The sequence below is a fragment of the Streptomyces prasinopilosus genome (assembly GCF_001419695.1).
Lineage (GTDB): Bacteria > Actinomycetota > Actinomycetes > Streptomycetales > Streptomycetaceae > Streptomyces > Streptomyces prasinopilosus.
The window spans coordinates 1-5,018 of the sequence record NZ_LIRG01000804.1 but is presented as its reverse complement, the minus strand read 5'-3'; the positions used below and the strand labels follow the sequence as shown (position 1 = coordinate 5,018).

At 71.9% G+C, this 5,018-nt stretch carries 5 protein-coding genes and 1 pseudogene; 2 read left to right on the top strand and 4 right to left on the bottom strand.

Annotation, left to right across the window (positions count from 1 at the left end; genetic code table 11):
• Window positions 1-111: 111 nt before the first annotated feature.
• The 4 genes from AOK18_RS26735 to AOK18_RS26720 all read right to left on the bottom strand — a co-directional run bounded on the left by AOK18_RS26735 (window position 112) and on the right by AOK18_RS26720 (window position 4,405).
• A complete protein-coding gene (locus tag AOK18_RS26735) occupies window positions 112-1,062 on the bottom strand; it encodes a cytochrome c oxidase assembly protein (protein WP_055573887.1) in 951 nt (316 codons plus the stop codon).
• A 117-nt stretch (window positions 1,063-1,179) separates the two neighbouring features.
• Window positions 1,180-2,205 (bottom strand): 6-phosphofructokinase, encoded by a 1,026-nt coding sequence (locus AOK18_RS26730; RefSeq protein ID WP_055573888.1) that lies wholly within the window; start codon window positions 2,203-2,205, stop codon window positions 1,180-1,182.
• A 189-nt stretch (window positions 2,206-2,394) separates the two neighbouring features.
• On the bottom strand, window positions 2,395-3,123 hold the full coding sequence (locus tag AOK18_RS26725) for a type 1 glutamine amidotransferase (RefSeq protein WP_055573889.1): 729 nt from the start codon (window positions 3,121-3,123) through the stop codon (window positions 2,395-2,397).
• Between the two features lie 43 nt (window positions 3,124-3,166).
• On the bottom strand, window positions 3,167-4,405 hold the full coding sequence (locus AOK18_RS26720; protein ID WP_055573890.1) for a Mur ligase family protein: 1,239 nt from the start codon (window positions 4,403-4,405) through the stop codon (window positions 3,167-3,169).
• A gap of 148 nt (window positions 4,406-4,553) precedes the next feature.
• Between AOK18_RS26720 and AOK18_RS34795 the strand changes: the two are divergent.
• Window positions 4,554-4,741 (top strand): annotated as a pseudogene (locus AOK18_RS34795) (peptide deformylase); the annotation flags it as partial.
• A 2-nt stretch (window positions 4,742-4,743) separates the two neighbouring features.
• Window positions 4,744-5,018, top strand: a 275-nt coding sequence (locus AOK18_RS34790) for a peptide deformylase (protein WP_240503324.1), incomplete at both ends; no start/stop codon positions are given.

Sequence of the window (5,018 nt, the reverse complement as noted above, 5' to 3'; positions counted from 1 at the left end):
GGCGCACACGGTGTGACGGCCGCTTCCCCCGGCGGCCCGTCCCCCCGGAGGACGGGATCCTTCAGGCGAACCGGGGGAGGAAGCGGGCGAGGGGGAGCGGCCGGAAGGGGTTCACCTGTCCGATGCGTGCAGGGAGGCCAGGTAGGCGTTGTACGCCTCGAGCTCCTTGCCCCCGTCGCGCTCCGCGGCCCGGTCGGTGCGCTTGGCCTGCCGCTGCTCCGAGGCGTACCACTGGAACAGCAGCGCGATCAGCACCAGCACGGACGGGATCTCGCTGAACGCCCAGGCGATACCGCCGGCCGCGTTCTGGTCGGAGAGCGCGTCGACGCCCAGCGAGGCCGGCGGGTTCTGGAAGGTCGTCACCATGGGGGTGGACGCCATCATCAGCGCGATGCCGAAGAACGCGTGGAACGGCATGCCCGCGAACAGCTCCAGCATCCGCATCAGGTGTCCCGGCCGGTGCGGGCCCGGGTCCACGCCCATGATCGGCCAGAAGAAGACCAGGCCGACGGCGAGGAAGTGCACCATCATCGCGATGTGCCCCACCTGGGAGCCCATCAGGTAGTCGAACAGCGGGGTGAAGTACAGCGCGTACAGGCTCGCGATGAACATCGGGATGGTGAACAGCGGGTGGGTGACGACCCGCATGTAGCGGCTGTGCAGCAGCATCAGCAGCAGCTCGCGCGGCCCCTTGCGGCCGCGGCCGGCCGGCGGCAGGGCGCGCAGCGCCAGCGTGACCGGGGCGCCGAGCAGGATCAGGATGGGCGACACCATGCTGATGACCATGTGCTGCACCATGTGCACGCTGAACATGACCATGCCGTAGTCGTTCAGACCGGTGCACATCATGAGCACGATGCTCAGCACGCCGATGAAGAACGACACGGTCCGTCCCACCGGCCACTTGTCGCCCCGCCGCACCAGGCGGACGACCGCCCAGCCGTACAGCGCCAGCCCCAGCAGGCAGGCGACGAGGAAGAACGGGTCCGCCGACCAGGCGAGTCCTCGCCCCAGCGTGAACGGCGGCAGATCCATGGTCATGCCGTGCCCGCTGTGATCCATCCGCCGGCTCCGTTTCGTGGGGGTTGTACGCCGTCTGTCCGCACCAGAGTAGAACCGCCCCCGATCGCGGCCGCGACCGGGGGCGGGTTCTCCCGGCGGCAGCCGGAACGGCGGGTGCTACAGGACACACTCCGCTTCGGCGTAACGGGCGTCCGGCACCGTCTTCAGCGTCTCGACGGCCTCGGCCAGCGGCACCGTCACGATGTCCGTCCCGCGCAGCGCCGTCATCCGCCCGAATTCCCCGCGGTGCACGGCCTCCACGGCGTGCCAGCCGAAGCGGGTCGCCAGCACCCTGTCGTACGCGGTCGGCGTCCCGCCGCGCTGGGTGTGACCGAGGATCACCGGACGCGCCTCCTTGCCGAGCCGCGCCTCCAGCTCCACGGAGAGCTGCCGCGCGATCCCGGCGAACCGCTCGTGGCCGTAGACGTCCTTGCCGCCCTCGTCGAAGTCCATGGTGCCGGCCCGCGGCTTGGCGCCCTCCGCGGCGACCACGATGGCGAACCGCTTGCCCGCGGCGAACCGCGCACCGATCTTCGCCGTCAGCTCGTCGATGTCGAAGGGCCGCTCCGGCACGACGATCGCGTGCGCGCCGGCCGCCATGCCGGAGTGCAGCGCGATCCAGCCGGTGTGACGGCCCATGACCTCCACGATGAGCACCCGCTGGTGGGACTCGGCGGTCGTCTTCAGCCGGTCCAGCGCCTCGGTCGCCACGCCGACGGCGGTGTCGAAGCCGAAGGTGACGTCGGTGACGGCGATGTCGTTGTCGATGGTCTTCGGCACGCCCACTATCGGCAGGCCGTTGTCCGACAGCAGCCGGGCCGCCTTCAGCGTGCCCTCGCCGCCGATCGGGACGATCGCGTCGAGACCGAGCTCCCGGACGTGCCCCCTGGCCCGCGCCACACCGTCCCGCAGGTGCTCGGGACGCACCCGGGAGGAGCCGAGGATGGTGCCGCCGCGGGCGAGGATGCCCCCCACCGCGTCGAGGTCGAGCTTGAGGTAGTCGCACTCCAGGAGGCCCTTCCAGCCGTCCCGGAAGCCGATGACCTCGTCGCCGTGGTCGACGACGGCGCGGTGGACGACGGAGCGGATGACGGCGTTCAGGCCGGGGCAGTCGCCGCCGGACGTGAGGACACCAATGCGCATAGCCCGAAACAACCTTCTAGCCGTGGGCCGGGACCGGACCGCGTCGTCCGGCTCGATTCCCGCCACCCTAGCGGCACCGGGGGGCGGGGTCGAAGCGCGCGTCCGTCTACTGGACGACCCCGCTCACCTGTGCGGACCAGCTGTCAGACGGGCCGGAGGGCACCGGCCCGTCCGACGCGGGCGCGGGTGTCACGCGGGCTGCTGCGAGGCCGCGATGCGCTCGCCGCGCAGGGCCTCGTACCAGTGGTCGTCGGTCGGCGGCAGCGCGTTGACGTCGAGGGCCAGCTTCAGCAGCAGGTCCGCGATCTGCGGGTTGCGGGCCAGCACCGGACCGTGCATGTACGTGCCGAACACGGTGTCGTTGTAGGCGCCCTCGGTGCCGTCCCCCGTGCCGTTCCCGTTGCCGAAGCGCACCCGGGCGAGCGGGCGGGCCGTCGGACCGAGGTGGGTGACGCCCTGGTGGTTCTCGAAACCGGTCAGCGGCGGCAGGCCCAGCGGCGGGTCGATGTCGCCCAGCACGTCGCCGACGCACCGGGCGCCCTCGCCGCGCACCGAGACGACGTCGAGCAGGCCGAGGCCGGGCTCCCGCTGGCCGAGGTCGTTGATGAACTCGTGGCCGAGGATCTGGTAGCCGGCGCACACGGAGAACACGATCGCCCCGTTGCCCACCGCCCGGTGCAGGCCGCCGTCCCGGCGCAGCCGCTCGGCGGCGAGCCGCTGCGGACGGTCCTCGCCGCCGCCGATCAGGTAGATGTCGCCGGACGTGGGGATCGGCTGGTCGCTGCGCACGTCCAGCCGGGCCACGTCGAGGCCGCGCTGCCGGGCCCGGCGCTCCACGACGAGCACGTTGCCCTGGTCGCCGTAGGTGCTCAGCAGGTCGGGGTAGATCCATACGATCCGCAGACCGTTGTCGCTCATGAAGTCACTGTCCTTGTGAGTACGTCGCGATGCGTCGCCGGCGTCAGTTGCCGACGCGGCGGCGCAGGTCCTGGAACGCGGTGTAGTTGGCGATGACCTCGATCCGGCCGGGCGGGCACAGCTGGAGCGCCTGGTCGAGGTCCTCGCAGACCTGGAACTGCTGGTTCGCCACCTCGAGCCGCACCGCGAGGTCCAGCTTCCGGTCACCGAGGACGACGATCGGGTGCCCGGTCAGCCGGGTGTAGTCGACGTCCCACAGCCAGGAGGTGTCGGTGCCGTCGGCGGAACGGGCGTTCACCGACAGGATCACCGGGGCGGGCGGGGGGTCGATGAGCGAGAACGTCTCCAGCCAGCCCGCGGGGTTCTTGGCGAGCAGCAGCCGCAGGTCACGGCCCTGGTGCTGGACGACGTCGTACCGGCCGGCGACGGCCTGCACCTGGTACATGCGCTCCAGGGCGACCTGCGGGGGCACCCCGAAGACCGCGGCGACGGCCGCGGAGCTCGCGGCGTTGGCCTTGTTGGCGCGGCCCGGCAGCTGGAGGTGGATCGGCCAGGCGGAGCCGTGCGGGTCGAGGACGTGGTCGCCGGAGAGCGCCCAGCTCGGGGTGGGCCGGCGGAAGCCGCACTCACCGCAGAACCAGTCGTCGCCGGGACGCTGCATCACACCGCCGCAGGACGGGCAGGACCAGGCGTCGTCCTTCCACATCTGGCCCGCGGCGACCCAGATCACATTGGCGGAGGAGGAGGCGGCCCACACGACCAGCGGGTCGTCGCAGTTGGCGACGATGACCGCCTTGGAACCGGCCAGGCCCTCGCGCCAGTTCTCCGCGAGCATCCGGGTCTCGCCGGCCCGGTCGAGCTGGTCGCGGGAGAGGTTGAGCAGGGCGATGCACTTGGGGTCGGTGTCCCGGGCGACGCCGGCGAGGTACTTCTCGTCGACCTCGATGACGCCGAACTTCGACTCCGAGCCGCCCGCGAGCGCCGAGGTGATGCCCGCGGGCATGTTGGCGCCCAGGGCGTTGGACACGACCGGTCCGGCGGCCCGCAGGGCCTCCGCGATGAGCCGTGTGGTGGTGGTCTTGCCGTTGGTCGCCGACACCAGGATGCAGTCCAGGTTCTGGGCGAGCCGGGCGAGGAGATCGGGGTCGAGTTTGAGGGCCACCCGGCCGCCGATCACCGAACCGCTGCCGCGTCCCGCGGCGCGTGATGCCGCTGCGACCGCCCTGCCGGCGGTCACGGCCAGCTTGGCCCGCGGCGTGAGCGGGTCCGAGTTGCCTGCCATCAAGTCTCGATCCTCCTTGGTACGCGCCGCGCCTGTGGCTGACGGCCACGTGGTGTGGACCTCAGCCTATCGAGATCCATTCGCACTCCAGAACCACGTCACCCCCCACGAGGCGGGCGTTGCTGCAAAGGACCGTACTCTGACCGCCATGCGAGACGGTTCCATCCCCGGTGTCCACGGTCGCGTCCGGCCCCTCACCCTGCTCGGCGACCCGGTGCTGCACGCGCCCTGCGGGGAGGTGACCGACTTCGGCCCGGAACTGGCCCGCCTCGTGGAGGACTTGTTCGCGACGATGTACGCCGCGCGGGGCGTGGGCCTGGCCGCCAACCAGATCGGNNGACGGACGGGGTGGTGGTGCGCGGCCCGGAGGGCTGCCTGTCGCTGCCGGGTCTGGAGGCGGGGACGGAACGCCACGACCACGCGGTCGTCGAGGGCCGCACGGTGACCGGGGAACCGGTCACGGTGCACGGCACGGGCTTCTTCGCCCGGTGCCTGCAGCACGAGTGCGACCACCTGGAGGGCCGTGTCTACGCCGACCGCCTGACCGGCTGGCGCCGGCGCAGGCTCGACCGCCGGGTGCGGCGGGCCCCCTGGAACGGACGGGACCGCGGGG